This window comes from Halomonas sp. 3H, from assembly GCF_024206005.1.
GTDB lineage: Bacteria > Pseudomonadota > Gammaproteobacteria > Pseudomonadales > Halomonadaceae > Halomonas > Halomonas campaniensis.
The window spans coordinates 1,944,629-1,962,958 of the sequence record NZ_CP100360.1 but is presented as its reverse complement, the minus strand read 5'-3'; the positions used below and the strand labels follow the sequence as shown (position 1 = coordinate 1,962,958).

22 protein-coding genes and 1 tRNA gene are annotated in these 18,330 nt (G+C 68.4%); 15 read left to right on the top strand and 8 right to left on the bottom strand.

Annotated elements, in window-relative coordinates:
• Positions 1 to 97 precede the first annotated feature (97 nt).
• Together NFC98_RS09140 and NFC98_RS09135 are read left to right on the top strand one after the other, a co-directional pair.
• A complete protein-coding gene (locus tag NFC98_RS09140) occupies positions 98 to 1,033 on the top strand; it encodes a histone deacetylase family protein (protein ID WP_254274697.1) in 936 nt (311 codons plus the stop codon).
• A gap of 138 nt (positions 1,034 to 1,171) precedes the next feature.
• A complete protein-coding gene (locus NFC98_RS09135; RefSeq protein ID WP_183330559.1) occupies positions 1,172 to 1,807 on the top strand; it encodes a helix-turn-helix domain-containing protein in 636 nt (211 codons plus the stop codon).
• A 15-nt stretch (positions 1,808 to 1,822) separates the two neighbouring features.
• On the opposite strand, the gene NFC98_RS09130 is transcribed toward NFC98_RS09135, so the two are convergent.
• The gene (locus NFC98_RS09130) at positions 1,823 to 2,680 is read right to left on the bottom strand and encodes a formate dehydrogenase accessory sulfurtransferase FdhD (protein ID WP_254274696.1); all 858 of its coding nucleotides are present in this window, start codon (positions 2,678 to 2,680) and stop codon (positions 1,823 to 1,825) included.
• Positions 2,681 to 2,785: 105 nt separating this feature from the next.
• Here NFC98_RS09130 and NFC98_RS09125 point away from each other — a divergent pair, with 105 nt between their 5' ends.
• From NFC98_RS09125 to glp, 11 genes are all read left to right on the top strand, one after another.
• Complete coding sequence (locus tag NFC98_RS09125; protein ID WP_254274695.1) at positions 2,786 to 3,217, top strand: DUF3305 domain-containing protein; 432 nt, start codon at positions 2,786 to 2,788, stop codon at positions 3,215 to 3,217.
• Positions 3,214 to 3,771, top strand: a complete 558-nt coding sequence (locus NFC98_RS09120) for a DUF3306 domain-containing protein (protein WP_254274694.1) — start codon at positions 3,214 to 3,216, stop codon at positions 3,769 to 3,771. The genes NFC98_RS09125 and NFC98_RS09120 overlap by 4 nt, the downstream gene beginning before the upstream one ends.
• Before the next feature lie 82 nt (positions 3,772 to 3,853).
• Positions 3,854 to 5,569 carry a 4Fe-4S binding protein gene (locus tag NFC98_RS09115; RefSeq protein ID WP_254274693.1) on the top strand — a complete coding sequence of 572 codons (1,716 nt, stop codon included), beginning with the start codon at positions 3,854 to 3,856 and terminating at the stop codon, positions 5,567 to 5,569.
• A 5-nt stretch (positions 5,570 to 5,574) separates the two neighbouring features.
• A complete protein-coding gene (locus NFC98_RS09110) occupies positions 5,575 to 6,204 on the top strand; it encodes a molecular chaperone (protein ID WP_254274692.1) in 630 nt (209 codons plus the stop codon).
• A 100-nt stretch (positions 6,205 to 6,304) separates the two neighbouring features.
• Complete coding sequence (locus NFC98_RS09105; protein ID WP_254274691.1) at positions 6,305 to 6,508, top strand: twin-arginine translocation signal domain-containing protein; 204 nt, start codon at positions 6,305 to 6,307, stop codon at positions 6,506 to 6,508.
• 26 nt (positions 6,509 to 6,534) lie between these two features.
• The gene (locus NFC98_RS09100; RefSeq protein ID WP_254274690.1) at positions 6,535 to 9,390 is read left to right on the top strand and encodes a molybdopterin-dependent oxidoreductase; all 2,856 of its coding nucleotides are present in this window, start codon (positions 6,535 to 6,537) and stop codon (positions 9,388 to 9,390) included.
• A 26-nt stretch (positions 9,391 to 9,416) separates the two neighbouring features.
• Entirely contained in the window at positions 9,417 to 10,031 is a 615-nt protein-coding gene (gene fdh3B, locus NFC98_RS09095) for a formate dehydrogenase FDH3 subunit beta (protein WP_254274689.1), read from the top strand.
• A 9-nt stretch (positions 10,032 to 10,040) separates the two neighbouring features.
• Positions 10,041 to 11,099: a formate dehydrogenase subunit gamma gene (locus NFC98_RS09090; RefSeq protein WP_254274688.1), complete on the top strand. Its 1,059-nt coding sequence runs from the start codon at positions 10,041 to 10,043 to the stop codon at positions 11,097 to 11,099.
• 98 nt (positions 11,100 to 11,197) lie between these two features.
• Positions 11,198 to 11,524: a DUF1244 domain-containing protein gene (locus tag NFC98_RS09085; protein ID WP_254274687.1), complete on the top strand. Its 327-nt coding sequence runs from the start codon at positions 11,198 to 11,200 to the stop codon at positions 11,522 to 11,524.
• Between the two features lies 1 nt (position 11,525).
• Positions 11,526 to 12,047 (top strand): molybdenum cofactor biosynthesis protein B, encoded by a 522-nt coding sequence (moaB, locus tag NFC98_RS09080; protein WP_183330549.1) that lies wholly within the window; start codon positions 11,526 to 11,528, stop codon positions 12,045 to 12,047.
• 77 nt (positions 12,048 to 12,124) lie between these two features.
• Entirely contained in the window at positions 12,125 to 13,333 is a 1,209-nt protein-coding gene (gene glp / locus NFC98_RS09075; RefSeq protein ID WP_254277750.1) for a gephyrin-like molybdotransferase Glp, read from the top strand.
• Positions 13,334 to 13,336: 3 nt separating this feature from the next.
• Here the strand turns inward: glp and NFC98_RS09070 are convergent, their stop codons facing one another.
• The 7 genes from NFC98_RS09070 to NFC98_RS09040 form a co-directional block, all read right to left on the bottom strand.
• On the bottom strand, positions 13,337 to 13,906 hold the full coding sequence (locus NFC98_RS09070; RefSeq protein WP_254277749.1) for an ACP phosphodiesterase: 570 nt from the start codon (positions 13,904 to 13,906) through the stop codon (positions 13,337 to 13,339).
• Positions 13,907 to 13,912: 6 nt separating this feature from the next.
• Positions 13,913 to 14,266: a TusE/DsrC/DsvC family sulfur relay protein gene (locus tag NFC98_RS09065; RefSeq protein ID WP_254277748.1), complete on the bottom strand. Its 354-nt coding sequence runs from the start codon at positions 14,264 to 14,266 to the stop codon at positions 13,913 to 13,915.
• The gene (gene tusB / locus NFC98_RS09060) at positions 14,266 to 14,556 is read right to left on the bottom strand and encodes a sulfurtransferase complex subunit TusB (RefSeq protein WP_183330545.1); all 291 of its coding nucleotides are present in this window, start codon (positions 14,554 to 14,556) and stop codon (positions 14,266 to 14,268) included. The genes NFC98_RS09065 and tusB overlap by 1 nt, the downstream gene beginning before the upstream one ends.
• Before the next feature lie 42 nt (positions 14,557 to 14,598).
• Entirely contained in the window at positions 14,599 to 14,982 is a 384-nt protein-coding gene (tusC, locus tag NFC98_RS09055) for a sulfurtransferase complex subunit TusC (protein WP_254277747.1), read from the bottom strand.
• A 27-nt stretch (positions 14,983 to 15,009) separates the two neighbouring features.
• The gene (gene tusD, locus NFC98_RS09050; RefSeq protein WP_183330543.1) at positions 15,010 to 15,402 is read right to left on the bottom strand and encodes a sulfurtransferase complex subunit TusD; all 393 of its coding nucleotides are present in this window, start codon (positions 15,400 to 15,402) and stop codon (positions 15,010 to 15,012) included.
• Between the two features lie 73 nt (positions 15,403 to 15,475).
• A complete protein-coding gene (locus NFC98_RS09045; RefSeq protein WP_183330542.1) occupies positions 15,476 to 16,144 on the bottom strand; it encodes a Bax inhibitor-1/YccA family protein in 669 nt (222 codons plus the stop codon).
• Positions 16,145 to 16,198: 54 nt separating this feature from the next.
• A complete protein-coding gene (locus NFC98_RS09040; RefSeq protein ID WP_254277746.1) occupies positions 16,199 to 16,696 on the bottom strand; it encodes an NUDIX hydrolase in 498 nt (165 codons plus the stop codon).
• Positions 16,697 to 16,813: 117 nt separating this feature from the next.
• Between NFC98_RS09040 and NFC98_RS09035 the strand changes: the two genes are divergently transcribed.
• Both NFC98_RS09035 and NFC98_RS09030 read left to right on the top strand, forming a co-directional pair.
• Positions 16,814 to 16,903: transfer RNA gene (locus NFC98_RS09035), tRNA-Ser, on the top strand.
• Positions 16,904 to 17,063: 160 nt separating this feature from the next.
• Positions 17,064 to 18,323, top strand: a complete 1,260-nt coding sequence (locus tag NFC98_RS09030) for a site-specific integrase (protein WP_254277745.1) — start codon at positions 17,064 to 17,066, stop codon at positions 18,321 to 18,323.
• Positions 18,324 to 18,330 lie beyond the last annotated feature (7 nt).

Genomic DNA, 18,330 nt, shown 5'->3' with positions numbered 1-18,330 from the left:
GTCCCGATGGATGGCTGACTACTGTGTACGACCTATTGTGACTGTCTGGCAAGGGCCGAGCCAAAGTAAAGTGATCCCAGTCAGCCTGGAGGCACCGATGATCACCGGTTACATCACTCATCCCCACTGCCAGCTTCATCACATGGGCCCCGAACACCCCGAGAACCCCCTGCGGCTGGAGTCGATCCGGGCCAGGCTGTCGCTGTCCGGCATCCTGCAGCAGACCATGCAGTCCGAGGCCCGCGAGGCCACCGAGGAGGAGCTGGCCCGGGTGCATCCGGTACGGCACCTGCGGGCGCTGGACAAGTGCGTGCCCGAGCAGGGCATCGTCACCCTCGACAGCGACACCATGATGAACCCGGACAGCCTCAAGGCGGCTCGGGTGGCCGCCGGCGCGGTGATCCGCGGCGTCGACCAGGTCTTCCGCCACCAGGCCGACAACGTCTTCTGTGCGGTGCGTCCCCCGGGCCATCATGCCGAGGCCACCGATGCCATGGGCTTCTGCTTCTACAACAACGTGGCGGTGGGCGCCGCCCACGCCCGCGAGAAGTACGGTGCCCGACGCATCGCCATCCTCGACTTCGACGTGCACCAGTGCAACGGCACCATCGACATCTTCAAGGATGACCCCGAGGTGCTGGTCTGCACCAGCTTCCAGTACCCCTTCTACCCCTGGCGCTACCTGCGCAGCGAATGGCAGAACGTGGTCAACACGCCGCTGGAAGCCGGCACCGGCAGCGCCGCCTTCCGGCGCGCCATCGAGGATGACTGGCTGCCGGCCCTGCACCGCTTCAAGCCCGAGATCGTGCTGCTCTCCTCGGGCTTCGACGCCCATCGCGAGGACGAGATGGCCGAGCTCTGCCTAGAGGATGAGGATTTCCACTGGGTCACCCACATGGCCATGGAGATCGCCGCCCTTTACGCCGACAACCGCCTGGTCTCGGTGCTCGAGGGCGGCTACCATCTCGACTCCCTGGGGCGCAGCGTGGAGGCCCATATGAAGGCGCTGCTGGGCCTGCCTTTCGCCGACTGAGGGGTTTCCCGGCCACGGGAAACCTCGCCCTCGGCACGATAGCGGACTGGCCCGGCGTGAACGCGGGCCCCCGGGGCCTCACCCGGGCGAGGCTGTGGTAGTCTAGGGGAAACTCTGTTTCCTATAGTGAATCTCGCGATGACTGCCACCACCGACCAGGATGCCGCCCTGCGCATCGCCTCGGGACGCAAGCCCTTCGTCGAGCCCCTGCGCCTCGGCGAGCGGCTCAAGGAGATCCGTCTGGCCAACCAGTGGACCCTCGAGGACGTCAGCCAGCGCACCGGCCTGGCCCGCTCGACGCTCTCCAAGATCGAGAACGACCAGATCTCGCCTACCTTCACCGCGGTGCAGAAGCTGATCGGCGGGCTCGGCATCGACCTGCCGCAGCTGCTCTCGCCGCCCCGCCAGCAGACCCGCACCATGGGGCGCCGCGACCTGACCCGTCGTGGCCATGGCCAGCAGCACCCCACGCCCACCTACGAGCACGAGCTGCTCAGCTGCGAGCTGGCCCAGAAGCGCATGATCCCCTTCAAGACCATCGTGCGGGCGCGGGCCTTCGAGGAGTTCAGCGAGTGGGTGCGCCATGACGGCGAGGAGTTCCTGATGGTGCTCGACGGCGAGATCCTGCTCTATACCGAGTTCTACGAGCCGCTGCACCTCGTCCAGGGCGACAGCATCTACTTCGACAGCGACATGGGCCACGCCCTGGTGTCGGTCAGTGACGAGGATGCCGTGGTGCTGTCGGTCTGCACCCGGGGCGAGAGCGCTGCCTGACGCCCCCTCCGGGGGTCATCCCCGGCCGCCGGCGCGCAGTCGGTCCCCGGGGCGCCGCGGGGGAATGGCATCGAGCTCGAGGCGCGAACCGGCGTGGATCGCCTGGAAGTGACGCCCCTTGGCCCGGGCCACCAGCATGACCCCGAAGCGCTCGGCCAGTTCCACCCCCTTCTGGGTCACCCCGGAGCGGGAGACCAGCACCCCGATCCCCATCTGGGCGACCTTGAGCACCATCTCCGAGGTCAGCCGGCCGGTGGTGTAGAAGATGTCGGCGCCCCCCGAATCCGCCTCCGCCAGCCACTGGCGCCCCGCCAGGGTATCGACGGCGTTGTGGCGCCCGACGTCCTCGACGAAGTCGAGCACCTGCTCTTGTCGGCAGAGCGCGCAGCCATGCACGGCGCCGGCGCTGCGGTAGGTCTCGTTGTGCTCCCCGAGGTTTTCCAGCAGCCCGTAGAGCACCGACTGGCGCAGCGGCGTCTCGGGCAGGGGGTGGCGGGGAATGGCCTCGAGCAGCCGCCCGAACACCGTGCCCTGCCCACAGCCGGTGGTCACCGTGCGGTGCCCCAGCCGCTCCTCCAGGTCCTCCGGCTCGTGCCGCGTCACCACGGCCGCCGCTTCCACCTCCCAGTCCACGTGCACCGCCAGCAGGTCCTCCCGGGCGGCGATCAGTCCCTGGTTGCGCAGGTAGCCCACCACCAGCGCCTCGGGATCCGCGCCCAGGGTCATCAGGGTGACGATCTCGCGCTTGTTGAGGTAGAGGGTCAGGGCGCGTTCGGCGGCGATGGCCTGGCGCCTCGCCTCGCCGAACTCGTCGAAGACCTCGATCTCCAGGGTGGCGGGCAGGCGAGCCCGGCTTAGGCTGATCTCATGCATCGACGGCTCCTCGACAAAGCGTTGAAGGGGAATGATGGCATTCCCCGCTCCCGGTGTCTTTACTGAAGAGTCACAGACCATGACACCCCCGCCGAGCACGACGCCATGCCCCGTTCCAGCAGTCAGACCACCCTGAGCCTCGACCTCGCCAGCGAATCCCGCCAGGTCAAGGGGTTCACCTCGACCCGGTGGACCATCACCGACCTGTCGCCCGGCGATGCCGGCCCCTGGGTGCTCAGGCTCCAGCTCTTTCTGACCGAACGTGCCGCCTATCGCTTCAATCTCGAGGCGGGCACGCCACGGCTGTTCGTGCGCGCCGGAGAGAGCGGCGCCACCCCCTGCCCGTCGGCGATAACGGCCAGCCAGGACGTCGCTGCCGCCTGGCTCGATGGCGAACAGCAGGTGCTCGAGGTGGCGATGCCGCTGGCGGTCCAGGCCTGGATGGAAGCCTATCTCGCCCGCCACGGGGAAGCCCCGGATGAGGGCCGCAAGAAGAAGCGCAAGGGCGCCGGCCGCGCCCGGGAGCAGACCGCATGAGCCGACTGGACCGCTGGTCACGCCGCAAGCTCGGCGAAGAGCTCGAGGAAGAGGCCCCGGCCGAGTCGCCGGTCGCCGCGCGGGAGGAGGCCGAGCAGCCGGCCGCGACGGAGCCCGAGCCGGGCAGCCTGGATGCCACCCTTCCCGACCCCGAGGACCTCCCTGCCGGCAGCGACTTCACGGCATTCCTGCAGTCGGGCGTCAGCGATGGCCTGCGTCGACGGGCCCTGCGCCGCATGTTCTCGGGCGACCATTACGGGATTCGTGACGGTCTCGATGACTACGACGATGACTATCGCCAGCGGCTCAAGCCCCTCGCCAGCGAGCTCGCCCAGCGACTCAGGCAGTGGACCCGACGGGTCGACGAGGCGGAGTCCGAGGCGGACACCGCCGAGGTGACGGGCGCGCCGGCCGGTGAGGCATCAGACGACTCGCAGGGGCCGGACACGGCATCGGCCAGCTCGGCCCACAACGACGCCGATGGCCGGCAAGAGGAAGAGAGCCTGGCCGGTCGCGGCTCGGCCTCCCGCGGGGAGGCATTAGACCAAGGGTGAGGTGGCAGGATCACCCAAACCGACCAGACTTGAATATTAGCATCACAAAATAATAACGATGACATCCTGACCGTGAGGTGGCATGAATCAGCGAATCGATACGATTGCCGTGGACGATGGCGGCAACCGTCAGGCGAGGGAGGCAGCCTACCGCCGTGCCTCCTGGCCACTCAACCTCACCCCGGCGAGCGTCGGGTACCTCAGCCAGGGCCACGCCCTGATCCTCGGCAACGAACGTGACGTGCGTCTGGCTGCCCTCGCCCTGCGGGAGCGGGGGCTTCGCTCCCTGACGCTGCTGTTCACGGAGCCCTCCCCCGCCGACGCCGCGGAGGGCGTCGATGACGAGAGCCTGCTGGCCGGTACCGCCGGACTGGCGCACCACCGGCTGACCCGTCAGCAGGCGGCGAGCCTGCGCGTCTCGGGATACCTCGGTCGCTTCCGGGTCACCCTCGAGCATGGCGAGGCCCCTCTTGACCTGGCTCGTGCCCTGGCCGACCGCGACCACTTCGACCAGGTCCTCGACCTTGGCGAGATCCCGGTCCTGGCGCTGGAGCTGCCGCCGCCCGGGTATGTCGCTACCCGCTGGACCGCTCCGGAGGTCCCTGCCCGGCTCGACGCCTTCGCCGCCCTGGTCGGCGAGTTCGACAAGCCCCGCTACTTCCAGATCCACCATGAACTCTGTGCCCATTCGGCCAGCGGCAACACCGGCTGCACGCGCTGCCTGGAGGTCTGCCCCGCCGATGCCATCCAGAGCCTGAAGGGGCGCGTCGGGTCGCATATCGAGATCGATCCCTACCGCTGCCACGGGGTCGGCAGCTGCAGCAGCGCCTGCCCCACCGGCGCCATCGAGTTCCGCATGCCCGAGTCCCATCGCCAGCAGGAGACCCTGCTGGCCTGGCTCTCGGCCTACCGCCAGGCAGGCGGTGGGCAGCCGGTGGTGCGCTTCGTGGCGAGCGACCACCTGCCGCCCGGTGAATCCCCGGCCGGTCATGTCCTCGACGTGCCCCTCGAGGAGCTCGGCGCCGCCGGGCACGACCAGTGGCTGACGGCCCTGGCCGGCGGTGCCGCCGAGGTGCGCCTGCAGCATCACCCCGACATGCCGGCGCGCCTGGTCGCCTTCCTCGACGACCAGCTGGCCCAGGCGCACGCCCTCCTCGAGGCGCTGGGGCATCCGGCCGAGCGCCTCTCGGTGGTCGCTGTCGGCGACACCCGGGCCCGGGATGCCCTGCCCGCCTGCCCGCCGCTCCCCGCCGACGACTTCGTGCTCGATGCTGCGGGCAAGCGGGACCGTCTCAACCAGGTCCTCGACCGTCTCGCCGCCCTGGGAGAGCAGGACGGAGAGCGGCATATCATGCCCCGCGAGGCCGCCTATGGGGGTCTTGCCGTCGACACCCAGCGCTGCACCCTCTGCATGGCCTGCGTGGCGAGCTGCCCGACGCCCGCCCTGGCGGCCGGCGCGGAGAGTCCGGAGCTCAGCTTCCGCGAGGCCGACTGCGTGCAGTGTGGCCTCTGTGCGGATGCCTGCCCCGAGGAGGCCATCGCCCTGGTCCCGGGTTTCCTGGCCGACCCTGCCCGCCACCGGCGGCACGTCTGCCATGCGGAGGCGGCCTTCGACTGCATTCGCTGCGGCAAGCCGTTCGCCACCGCCAGCACCATCGCCAGCATCAAGGCGAAGCTGGCCGACCATCCCTACTTCGCCGGCGACGCGATCTCGCGGCTCGAGATGTGCGAGGACTGCCGCGTTCGGGACGTATGGCAGGAGCTGGCACGGGACCCCGAATCGCAACTGAAGGTGTGAAACCGATGAGCGAGACTGTCATGCACGAGGCGGTGACCGAGCCGGACGAGGTCCAGGCCTTGAGAGCCGATGTCTACCGCCTGCTGGCGCGCCTGCTGCGCGAGGCGCCCGATGCCGAGCTGCTGACCTGGCTGGGCGATCTCGAGGTCGAGGACGAGGCCAGTCCGCTGGCGGCATCCTGGCGCGAGCTCGTCGAGGCGTCGCGCGGTTCCCGGCCTGAGACGCTCGCGCGGGAGCACTTCCGGCACCTTGTCGGCGTCATCCAGGGCGACGTGATTCCCTACGCCTCCTGGTACCGCGATGGGGAACTGATGGACCAGGCCCTGGTCGCGCTGCGCCGCGATCTCAAGGCGCTGGGCATCGAGCGCGACGAGCAGACCCGTGACCCGGAGGACCACCTGGCGGCGCTCTGCGAGACGATGGCCCTGCTCATCGAGGCCGGTTCGCCCGCCGAGGCCCGCTTCTTCATGACCCACCTGGCCCCCTGGGCGCCGGCCTGCCTGACGGACCTGGCTGGGGTGGAGAGTGCTTTCTATTCCGGGCTCGGCCGACTCGGCCGCGCCTTCATCGACAGGGAAGAGGCGCTGCTCGCCCGCGAGGCAGCGCAGGAACCGGTCAGGCTCGTGGAGCCCTGACCCCCGACTGACGCCGGATCGCGAGAGTGACCATGACAACGACAAAGACCCACCCGACATCGCGCCAACTCAAGGCCACGGCATGAACGAGGAGACCTCCATGAACAAGACCAACAACCCCCAACGCCGTCGCTTCCTCAAGACCCTGGGCGTCGGCACCGCTGCCGCCGGGGCGGCTGCCGCCGTCGGTCATGTCACCCTGGTGCAGGCCGAGACGCCTCGCGCCGAGTCCCCGGCCGACCAGGCCGAGGGCTACCGGGAAACCGACCATATCCGCACCTTCTACGCCACCCTGCGGGACTGACGGCTCGACAGCCAGGAGATCACACCATGCGTCTGACTCGTAAAAGTGATGCCCCCAAGGCCCCAGGGCTGGGTATCTCTCGCCGCCAGTTCCTCAAGCGCAGCGGCGCCACCACCGGCGGCCTCGCCGCGGCCGGCTTCATGGGCGCGCCGATGATGCGTCGCAGCGAGGCCACGGAGAAGACCCCCGTACTCGATTCGCCGGTGGAGACCAAGCGGACGATCTGCTCCCACTGCTCGGTGGGCTGCGGCGTCTATGCCGAGGTGCAGGAGGGCATCTGGACCCGGCAGGAGCCGGCCTTCGACCACCCCATCAACCGCGGGGCCCACTGCGCCAAGGGGGCCTCCCTGCGTCAGCACGGCCACTCCAGCCGGCGCCTCAAGTACCCCATGAAGCTGGTGGGGGGCGAATGGCAGCGCATGAGCTGGGAGGACGCCATCGAGGAGATCGGCGACAAGGTACTCCAGCTCACCGAGCAGCACGGTCCCGACAGCATCTATTGGCTGGGGTCGGCCAAGTTCAATAACGAACAGGCCTACCTGATGCGCAAGTTCGCCGCGCTGGCCGGCACCAACAATACCGATCACCAGGCGCGTATCTGCCACTCCACCACCGTGGCCGGGGTGGCCAACACCTGGGGCTATGGGGCGATGACCAACTCGCTCAACGACATGCAGAACAGCAAGTCGATCATGTTCATCGGCTCCAACCCCAGCGAGGCGCACCCGGTGGCCATGCAGCATATCCTGCTGGCCAAGGAGCGCAGTCACGCCCAGATCATCGTCGTCGACCCGCGCTTCACCCGCACCGCCGCCAAGGCCGACAGCTTCGTGCGCATCCGCCCCGGCTCCGACGTGGCCTTCATCTGGGGTCTGCTCTGGCACATCTTCGAGAACGGCTGGGAAGACCGGGAGTACATCAACCAGCGCGTCTATGCCATGGACGAAGTCCGCGCCGAGGTGGCCAGCTTCCCGCCCAGTGAGGTGGAGCGCATCACGGGCGTGCCCGAGGCGCAGATGTTCGACACCGCGCGCCGCCTGGCCGAAAACCGCCCGGGCTGCATCGTCTGGTGCATGGGCGGTACCCAGCACACCACCGGCAACAACAACACCCGCGCCTACTGCATCCTCGAGCTGGCGCTGGGCAACGTGGGCAAGTCCGGCGGGGGCGCCAACATCTTCCGTGGCCACGACAACGTCCAGGGGGCGACGGACCTGGGGCTGATGTCCCACTCCCTGCCCGGCTACTACGGCCTCGCCGAGGGGGCCTGGGCCCACTGGGCGAGGGTCTGGGACCTCGACCTCGACTGGCTGAAGAGCCGCTTCGACCAGACCGAATATGCCGACGGCCAGCCGATGTACAGCAACGGCATCACGGTGTCGCGCTGGGTCGATGGCGTGCTCGAGGAGGAGGACGCGATCTCCCAGCGTACCCGGCTCAAGGCGATGTTCTACTGGGGCCATGCGGTCAACTCCCAGAGCCGCGGTCCCGAGATGCAGAAGGCGATGCAGCAGCTCGAGATGATGGTCATCGTCGACCCCTACCCCACCGTGGCCGGCGTCATGCACGGCCGCCAGGACGGGGTCTACCTGCTGCCCGCCGCGACCCAGTTCGAGACCACCGGCAGCGTCACCGCCACCAACCGCTCCATCCAGTGGCGTGACAAGGTGATCGAGCCGCTGTTCGAGGCCAAGCCCGACCACGAGATCATGTACCTGCTGTCGCGCAAGTTGGGCTTCGCCGATGAGCTGTTCAAGCACATCGAGGTGAACGGCACCGAGCCGCTCATCGAGGACATCACCCGCGAGTTCAACCGCGGCATGTGGACCGTCGGCTACACCGGCCAGAGCCCCGAGCGGCTCAAGGACCACCAGCAGAACTGGCACACCTTCAGCTTCCGCACCCTGCAGGCCGAGGGCGGTCCCGCCGATGGCGACTTCTACGGCCTGCCCTGGCCCTGCTGGGGCACCGCCGAGATGGGCCACCCCGGCACGCCGATCCTCTACGACACCAGCAAGAAGGTCTCCGAGGGCGGCCTCACCTTCCGGGCCCGCTTCGGCATCGAGCACAACGGCGAGAACATCCTCTCCGATGGCTCCTTCAGCGAGGGGTCCGAGCTCAACGACGGCTACCCCGAGTTCACCGATGCCATGCTCAAGGACCTGGGCTGGTGGGACGACCTCACCTCGGAGGAGCAGGCCGAGGCGGAGGGCAAGAACTGGAAGACCGACCTCTCCGGCGGCATCCAGCGGGTCGCCATCGCCCACGAGTGCGCCCCCTTCGGCAATGCCAAGGCGCGCTGCAACGTCTGGACCTTCCCGGACCCGATCCCCAAGCACCGTGAGCCGCTCTATACCAGCCGCCGCGACCTGGTCGCGGACTACCCCACCTGGGATGACGTCGCCTCCCACTACCGCCTGCCGACGCTCTACAAGAGCATCCAGGACAACGACAACTCGGATCGCTACCCGATCATCCTCACCTCCGGGCGCCTGGTGGAGTACGAGGGGGGCGGCGAGGAGACCCGCTCCATGTCGTGGCTGGCCGAGCTGCAGCAGCAGATGTTCGTCGAGATCAACCCGGCGCTGGCCAACGAGCTGGCGGTGGCCGACGGCGACATGGTGTGGGTCGAGGGGGCCGAAGGCGGCCGCGTCCGTGTCCAGGCCCTGGTGACGCCCCGGGTAGCCCGCGAGGTGGTGTTCATGCCCTTCCACTTCGGCGGCATGTTCCAGGGCGAAAGCCTGCATGACCGCTATCCGGAAGGCACAGCGCCCTACGTGCTCGGCGAGGCGGCCAACACCGCCACGACCTACGGCTATGACACCGTGACACAGATGCAGGAGACCAAGTGCACCCTGTGTCGTATCGAGAAAGCCAGCTGATTGCGCTCGCCTACCAGGAGATTCCCATGGCTCAGATGAAATTCATGTGCGACGCGGAACGCTGCATCGAGTGCAACGGCTGCGTCACCGCCTGCAAGAACGCCAACGACGTCGAGTGGGGTATCCAGCGCCGCCGCGTGGTGACCCTCGAGGACGGACAGCCCGGCGAGGTGTCGATCTCGGTGGCCTGCATGCACTGCGACGACGCACCGTGCATGGCGGTCTGCCCCACCGACTGCTTCTACAAGACCGACGACGGCATCGTGCTGCACGACAAGGACCTGTGCATCGGCTGCGGCTACTGCCTCTACGCCTGTCCCTTCGGGGCGCCGCAGTTCCCCAAGCAGAACGCCTTCGGCGAGCGCGGCAAGATGGACAAGTGCACCTTCTGTGCCGGCGGGCCGGCGGAGAGCAAGGAGGAGGAGTACGAGAAGTACGGGGCCAACCGCATCGCCGACGGCAAGCTGCCGCTGTGCGCGGAGATGTGCTCCACCAAGGCCCTGCTGGCCGGCGACGCGCAGACGGTGGCGGACATCTTCCGCCAGCGCGTGGTGCAGCGCGGCCATGCGGACGGCGGCTGGTCGGGGAATCCCCGCGCCGATGCCGACAACCTCGCCTACGACGCCACCCGCCAGGGGTAAGGAGGCTCCATGGATATGCCAACTGCCTGGCCGCTGTGGCGGATGCTGGCCTTGGTCCTGGCGCTGCTGCTGGGCCTGGCCTGTGCCCAGCCGGTGCTGGCCCAGGCCGACCCGGATCGCGAGGCCGCCACCGCGGTGGGTGGCGTCTCGCCGGACACCTGGCGACAGGTGCGCAGCGGCGAGGTCGGCCCCAACTTCCGCGACAGCCGGGCCGACTCCACCTACAACCTGATCAACGCCAGCGGGGAGGGCTGGCGTCAGCTGCGCAACCGCTGGGTCTCCCCCTTCGGCCTGATCGCGGTCGGCGGGATGATCGTGGTGATCGCGCTGTTCTACGTGATCGTCGGCCGCAAGGACCTCAGCGAACCGCGCACTGGCCGCAAGCTGTTGCGCTGGCCGCTGGTGGTGCGTTCGATCCACTGGACCGTGGCCACGCTGTTCATCGTGCTGGCGCTCTCCGGCCTGAACCTGCTCTACGGCAAGTTCGTCTTCCGGCCGCTGTTCGGCGATGCCGTGTGGGGCGCGATGATCTCCGCCTCGAAGGTCGCCCACAACTACCTGGGCCCGCTGTTCGGCATCCTGCTGGTGGTGCTGCTGGCCCGGGTGCTGAAGCACAACTGGCCGAAGCGCCATGACCTGGACTGGTTCAGGCAGGGCGGTGGCCTGGTTGGCAAGGGGCACCCCGACGCCGGCTTCGCTAACGGTGGCGAGAAACTGTGGTTCTGGCTGCTGGCCACGGCCGGGCTGGCGGTGGTCGCCAGCGGCTTCGTGCTGGACTTCCCCAACTACGGCCAGAGCCGCGACACCATGCAGTGGGCCAACATCATCCACGCCGTGGGGGCCCTGGGCCTGACGGCCGTGGCGCTGGGCCACATCTACATCGGCACCATCGGCTCGGAGGGCTCCCTGGAGGGGATGACCACTGGCTATGTCGACGAGACCTGGGCCAGGGATCACCACAACCTCTGGTACGAGGAGGTCAAGGACCAGGCGACCCCCGAGGAGCAGCTTACCGCCGGTCGCCCCGCGCCCGGCGGCGGTGACGAGGCCGCCTCCCGGCCCGGATGAGACCCGTTGACAGCCCTACCCCTCGACACCGCCTTCGGGCGGTGTCTTTTTGTTATGCTGGCGACAACATGACATCCATCACGCCAGGGAGAGACCCCATGGAACACCTCGATGACGCGACCCGCACCGAGCTCGAGGCCGCGGCCTTCCGCCGCCTGCTCGGGCACCTCAACGAGCACAAGGAGGTGCAGAACATCGACCTGATGATCCTGGCCGACTTCTGCCGCAACTGCCTCTCCAAGTGGCTGGTGACCGCTGCCGAGGAGCGCGGTGCGGAACTGGACTACGAGACGGCCCGCGAGTTCGTCTACGGCATGCCCTACCGCGAGTGGAAGGAGAAGTACCAGCAGGAGGCCACGCCGGAACAGCTGGCCGCCTACGAGGCCCGCCAGGCCGAGAAGCGTCAGGCCGGGGAGAGCTCGTGACATGAGCGAGGCGATGATTCCCCTCTCGGTGGCCGTGCTGACCATCTCCGACACCCGTACCGAGGCAACCGACCGCAGCGGCCAGAGCCTGGTGGAGCGGCTGACCGCCGCCGGCCACCGCCTGGCCGACAAGCAGATCGTGCCGGATGACATCTACCGGATCCGCGCCGTGGTGGCGGGGTGGATCGCCGACCCCGAGGTGCAGGTGATCCTGACCACCGGTGGGACCGGCTTCACCGGTCGCGACTCGACCCCGGAGGCGGTGGGCGTGCTGCTGGACAAGCAGATCGAGGGGTTCGGCGAACTGTTCCGCCACCTCAGCTGGCAGGAGATAGGCAGCTCCACGGTGCAGAGCCGCTGCCTGGGTGGGCTGGCCAATGCCACGGTGGTGTTCTGCCTGCCTGGCTCCACCGGGGCCTGTCGCACCGCCTGGGACGGCATCCTGGCAGAGCAGCTCGACAGTCGCCACAAGCCGTGCAACTTCGCCAACCTGGTCATTCCCGAACGAGGCCAGCATGGCTGAGATACCCCAGTGCGGGCACAAGCCCTGCAACTCTCTCCAAGCTCTGGCCAACCTGCTGATTCCCAAACGAGGCCAGCATGGCTGACCTGCAGAGCGTCGAGGCGGCCCTGGCCGCACTGCTCACCGACGTGACCCCGCTGCCTGCCGAGACCCTGCCCTGCGAGCGGGCCGCCGGGCGGGTACTGGCCGAGGCGGTCATGGCGCGACTCGACGTGCCACCCTTCGACAACAGCGCCATGGACGGCTATGCCCTGTGCCACACGGACGCCGGTCACTGGCTGCCGGTGAGCCAGCGCATCGCCGCCGGGGCCCAGGTCGTTGCCCTGGCACCGGGCAGCTGTGCGCGCATCTTCACCGGCGGCGAGCTCCCGCCGGGGGCCGACTGCGTGGTGATGCAGGAGCGGGTCGAGGTGGAAGGCGACCGGGTCCAGATTCCCGATGGCATCCCGGAGGGTGACAACGTGCGCCGCCGCGGCCGCGACGTCGCGGCCGGGGACACGCTGCTGACGGCGGGCGAACGGCTGGAAGCGGCGGCGCTGGGCCACCTGGCGGGCCAGGGCATCACCGAGGTTCGAGTCCGCCGCCGCCCGCGGGTCGCCCTGCTCAGCACCGGCGACGAGATCGTCGACCCCGGCCAGCCCCTGGCCCCGGGGCAGATCTACAACTCCAACCGGCCCATGCTCAGGCGCCTGCTGGAACGCTTCGGTGCCGAGCTGGTCGGGGTCGCCTCGGTGCCCGATGACGCTGCCGGGACCCGGGAGACTCTGGCCGCCGCGGCCCGCGAGGCCGACGTGGTGATCTCCACCGGTGGCGTCAGCGTCGGCGAGGAGGACCATGTCAAGGCGGCACTGGAGCGGCTGGGACACCTCGACCTGTGGCGCCTGGCCATCCGTCCGGGCAAGCCCCTGGCGCTGGGGCGGCTGCCCGGTGAGGCGGGCCGCGAGGCGCGCTTCGTCGGTTTGCCGGGCAACCCGGTGTCGAGCTTCGTCGGCGCCTGGCTGTTCCTGAGGCCGCTGATGGGGGCGCTGCAGGGCTGCCCGTCCCTGGCCAGCCTGCCCAGGCTGAAGGCCCGGGCCGCCTTCGCCACCACCACCGGGCCACGCCGGCACTACATGCGCGTGGCGCTGGAGTTCACCGAAGAGGGGGTCCTGGCGAGGGCCTTCCGCGACCAGAACTCCGGGGTGCTCTCCTCCTGCATCAGCGCGGATGCCCTGGCCGTGATTCCGGCCGAGAGCCACGTCGAGCCGGGAGAGATCATCGACTGCCTGTGGCTGCGGGTGGAGTGAGGATCACGCCTCGGGGATTTCCAGCGCCGCCCTGACCTCGGGCCAGAGGCGCTGGAAGTCGGCCTCCAGCCGGGGATAGTCGCCGACCAGCCAGGGGACCAGCTCGGCCAGCCGGTTGGGCCCCGACAAGCGCTGGCCGATCCCGCGGATGGCCCGGCAGGTGAAGGCGAAGTCGGCGTAGCGATGGAGCCAGTCCTGCTCCACCAGCACCGGCATCATGGGAGCCAGGCGAGCCGGCGCGGGGCGATCGGCCAGCAGCCGGTAGCAGCGCGCCACCAGCCGGGACTCCTGGCGGGCGAGCCCCAGGTCGCGGGCCACGAAGTGATCCCAGACCAGGTCAAGGGCGATGCCCGCATAGCGGCGCTGAGGTGACGGCGCCCTCTCCCGCACCGAGCGCACCACCGGATGGCCGTCCACGAAGGCATCCACGCGGCGATGATGACGGATCCCGGCGGCCACCTCTGCCGCCCAGGCCGTGAGGTCGGCTCCCTTCACCCCGTCGGCGATCAGGTTGCCGTAGAGGAAGTCGTCGCTGCCGCCCTGGGCCAGCCAGGCGTGGGCCAGGAAGTTCATGGCCGCCTAGAGGCAGTTGGCCGGCTTGGGCAGGCCAGCCAGCCTGGCCGCCACCTTGGCCGGACTGCCGGGGAACAGCCGCATCAGGTGGATGGAGCGCCCCTTCTCAGGCCCCAGAGCCAGGCCCACGGCCTTGACCAGGGGGCGCATCGCCGGGGCCTGCTCGAAGCGCGCGTAGAAGTCACGCAGCACCTCGATCACCTCCCAATGCTCGTCGCCGAGCGTCAGCCCCTCCTCGGCCGCCAGGCGCTCGGCCACCGCCGGCGACCAGTCGGCCAGCTCGATCAGGTAGCCCTCGGGGTCGAGGGCGATGTCACGGCCGTCCACCGTCAGGTGGCGTGCGATCTCCGTCGTTGCCATCAGTACCAGCTCACCGTGCGGTCCGCCTCTTCCGTCAGCAGGACGAAGCCGTCGACGTCGACCACCTGGACGGCCGGGTCGCAATGCCCCTCCAGGCCACGTGACGCCAGGTCCTCACGCAGGGCGAAGAGTCGCCCTTCCAGCCCCTCGAAATGGCGCACCAGCTGCGGCATGGCCCCCTGGACGCCATCCTCGATCAGCAGGAGGCGATCCTCGGGGCCGATGGCCGTCAGCGCCTGGCGATAGACCAGGCTGGTGGCGGGGGAACGATTCAGGATATGCAGCAGCATGATCGGCTCCTCGGGCCGCGGACCGGCCCGCGGTGGGGACGGTCAGAAGGTCAGCACCAGCCGGTGCTTGGCCGGCAGGCGGGGAAGCGATTCGGCATCGAGCAGGTTCACCGGCAGCATCAGGTCCTGCTCGACGAGACCGAAGCGCGCCAGGGCCTCGGCTTCCACCAGCAGGGTATCGATATCATACATCGCCAGCATCTCGAGGGTTGCGGCGGTGCCCTTCTGGCCCAGGGCGCCCGCCTGCTGGCCCTTGACCAGGGCCGTGACGGCCTCGCCCATGAACAGCAGCGAGACCTGCCGGCCGAAGGCCGCCGCCACCAGGGCGGCATCCAGCCCCTCGCGCAGCCAGCTCGAGCCATGGGGCCCGTGGCGCAGGATCACCAGCAGGTCGGCCACGTTCTCCCGGGTGGACTCCTCACTCATCGGCCTTGCTCCTTCAACGGTTCGGCCTCAGGGGCCGAAGGTGACCAGGCGATCGCAGCGCAGCCCCAGGTCGACCAGCTGGCCGAGCCCGGTCAGCTCGAAGGGGGGCTCGACGCTGTGCCCCTGCTTGCCGTGGCGGGCCGCTTCCCGCTCGTCCAGCAGGCCCCGGCGAAGCGCCGCGGCGATGCACACCTGCAGCGGCACGCCCTGTTCGCGGTTCAGGGCCTTCCAGCCATCGACGAGATGGGGTTCATCCTGCGGGGGGGCGGCGAGGCGCGCCGCGTTGTGCACGCCGTCATGGTAGAAGAAGACGCCCTCCAGGCCATGTCCCCTGGCCACCAGGGCACGGGCGAAGCGCAGGGCGGAGTGCGAGGCCTGGCGGCTGTAGGGGGCACCGAGCAGCAGGATGGCATAGCGCATGACGAGAGGGTCTCCGCAAACAGGCTGGCCCCGCCGAGGCGGGGCCAGCCGAACCGTGCCTGAGCCTGAGGGATCAGTCGTTGCTCATGATGCCGAGCAGCGACAGCAGGCTCACGAACAGGTTGTAGATCGATACGTAGAGGGTGATGGTGGCAAGGATGTAGTTGGTCTCGCCGGCCCGATGAACGATCTCGCTGGTCTGGTAGAGGATCGCCGCGGAGGCGAACAGCACGAAGCCGGCGGAGACCATCAGCATCAGGGTCGGGATCTGGAAGACCAGGCCCGCCACCATGGCCAGGATCAGCACGATGGCACCGGCCATCAGGAAGTTACCCAGGAAGCTGAAGTCCTTCTTGGACACCAAGGCCACGGCGGAGAGCCCGATGAAGGTCAGGCCGGTCATGGCCAGGGCGTTCATCACCAGGGCCGCGCCATTGGGCAGTGCCAGGTAGGCGTTGAGGATCGGACCCAGGGTAAAGCCCATGAAGCCGGTGAAGGCGAAGGTGGACAGCAGCCCCAGCGCGGAGTTGGCGGTCTTGTGCACCAGGAACATCAGGCCGTAGGCGCCGATGAAGAACACCAGGATGTTCATGCGCTCGAGGCCCATCGCCATGGCCGCACCGGCGGTCACGGCGGAGAACAGCAGCGTCATGGCCAGCAGGCCATAGGTGTTGCGCAGGACCTTGTTGGTGCCGACCGCCTGTGTCTGCTGGCGGCTCAGCTGAGTGTCTTGATAAGCCATGGATCCAGTGCTCCCTGTGGTCTAGTGATCTTGGCAGTTGACCTAGAATGCCGACTAGAGGTTCCCGGCGCAAGACGTTGAGGCACAAGCTCTCAACGCTGTTTCCTCACCCGATGCCGACTGAAGCAGGCCTCTGGCCACCTCCGCCGCGGTCTCACAGACGTCCGAGCCCACCGCGTCCAGCGTGGCGAGGTCCATCCAGCGCAGCTCCGTGGCATCGTCGGCGGCGGCCTCGACGCCTCCTCGCCAGCGCATGCCGATGACCACGATCACGTAGTGGGCCACCAGGCCGCCCAGGGCATCATGGTCGAAGAGGTCGATGGCCGTTAGCACGCCCTCGGCACTGGCCTCGACGCCGGTCTCCTCGTGCAGTTCCCGCGCGGCGGCGTCCCGGAGGCTCTCGCCGGCCTCGACCTTGCCACCGGGCAGGGCCAGTCGTCCCGCATTGGGCGGGTGGCGGCGCCGGACCATCAGGATACAGCCGTCGCGAATCAGCGCGGCCGACACCGCCGGCACCGGGCGCAGGGCGGCCTCGTCTCGGAAATCTGACATGCTGGGCTCCCTCCTTTGCCTCCAGTGTGCCGTAGGACGCCCCGCTTGGCTAACGCCTTGATCCGCTGGTGCTCTTGACCCACCCGGGAAAACTGGTAATATGCCGACCCGTGAGCCGGAGGGATGGCAGAGCGGTTGAATGCACCGGTCTTGAAAACCGGCAAAGGTGAAAGCCTTTCCAGGGTTCGAATCCCTGTCCCTCCGCCAGACGCTTAAAAAAGCCGCTGTTTTCAGCGGCTTTTTTTCGTCTGTAGGAAATTGAACCCTTCTAAATCAGTCACTTACCGTATCACCTTGTATTAAGGCGTATTAGGGCATATCTTACAAGCGTGAATCCTTTGTTGGGTACTTTGTGGGGTATGCCGCAATGCCGAGAAAAGCCCGAGAGCTGACGCCCATTGAGGTCAAGCGCCTGACCACGCCTGGCCTATTCGCCGTGGGAGGCGTGGCCGGCCTTCACCTGCAAGTGACCCAGAGCGGCGCCCGTACTTGGATACTGCGCGCCACCGTGGCCGGCAAGCGACGGGACATTGGCCTTGGAGGCTACCCCGACACCACCCTGGCCATGGCCCGAGACAAGGCCCGAGAAACCCGCGAGCGCATCGCCCAGGGCATCGACCCGGTAGCCGAGCGCCAGCGCCTGCGATCCACCGCCCTGGCCGCGCGACTCAAGGAAATGACCTTCGAGAAGGCAGCCGAGGCGGTGATAGCCAAGAAGCAAGCCGAGGCCCGCAACCCGAAGCACGCCAAGCAATGGGCAAGCACGCTTGAGACCTACGCCTATCCGGTGCTTGGCGCCATGAGCGTGGCCGATATTGAGCTGGCGCACGTCAAGCAAGTTCTTGAACCGATCTGGCAGAGCAAGACCGAGACCGCTACCCGCGTTCGCCAGCGCATCGAGGCTGTTCTGTCGTGGGCATCCGTGCATGGCCACCGCAGCGGCGAGAATCCCGCCCGCTGGAAAGGCAACCTAGACGCGATCCTGCCCCAGCCTTCCAAGGTGGCGAAGGTGGAGCATCACCGCGCCATGCCGATGGATGAAATGCACGGCTTCATGGAGGCCCTGGCCAAGCGCGACGGTATAGCCGCCCGGTGCCTGATGTTCACCATCCTGACGGCCGCCCGATCCGGCGAGGCCCGCGCGGCGACATGGGACGAGATCGACATGGCCGGCAAGGTCTGGACGATACCGGCTGACAGGATGAAGGCAGGCCGCGAGCATCGCGTACCGCTGGCGCCCGAGGCCCTGGCCCTGCTGGCCACCCTGCCCCGCCGCGAGGATAGCCCCCTGGTATTCCCTGCCCCGCGAGGAGGCGTGCTGTCCGACGCCACCCTGGCCGCCGTACTCAAGCGGATGAAGGTATACGACAAGGCGACCGTCCACGGCTTCCGTTCGACCTTTCGTGATTGGGCCGCCGAGCGCACCAGCACCCCGCACCATGTGGCCGAGATGGCCCTGGCCCACACGATCAAGAATCACGCCGAGGCCGCCTATCGTCGCGGCGACCTGCTGGCCAAGCGCGCCACGCTGATGAATCAATGGGCGCGCTTCCTGGCCACCCCACCGGCCACCGGCAACGTGGCCCCGATCCGAGGCGGCAACAGCGAAGCCGCCGCCGAGCAATGAGGAAAGC